Source organism: Rahnella sp. PAMC25617 (genome assembly GCF_050606005.1).
In the GTDB taxonomy this organism is placed as follows: domain Bacteria; phylum Pseudomonadota; class Gammaproteobacteria; order Enterobacterales; family Enterobacteriaceae; genus Rahnella; species Rahnella variigena.
The window spans coordinates 1-249 of record NZ_JBOCUM010000051.1 but is presented as its reverse complement, the minus strand read 5'-3'; the positions used below and the strand labels follow the sequence as shown (position 1 = coordinate 249).

Below are 249 nucleotides of genomic sequence, written 5' to 3'. Positions count from 1 at the left end.
ACATTGATTTTTCTCAGGCGGGGTTCGTATTTGAGTAACGTGCCGGAAAGCGTGGTCAGCAGCGAGTGCGCCGTGCCGGGCATCCCTTGCAGGATTTTGCTCATGTCCGGCAAGCCATAATCGGGCAGGTGCGTAAGCGTGCCCGCGCGACAGTTAAGAATGCGCTGCATGTTATCAAGCACGGAGAGGATCACCTGATTCTCTTCGCTGACGTTGTGCAAATCGAGGCCGCCTGAGAAAAATCAATGT

1 protein-coding gene is annotated in these 249 nt (G+C 54.2%); it reads right to left on the bottom strand.

The features are described 5' to 3' along the window. Window positions 1-221 (bottom strand): type VI secretion system baseplate subunit TssE (gene tssE / locus ACM615_RS23885; RefSeq protein ID WP_431012626.1); only part of this gene is annotated, 221 nt, incomplete at its 3' end. Between the last annotated feature and the right edge of the window lie 28 nt (window positions 222-249).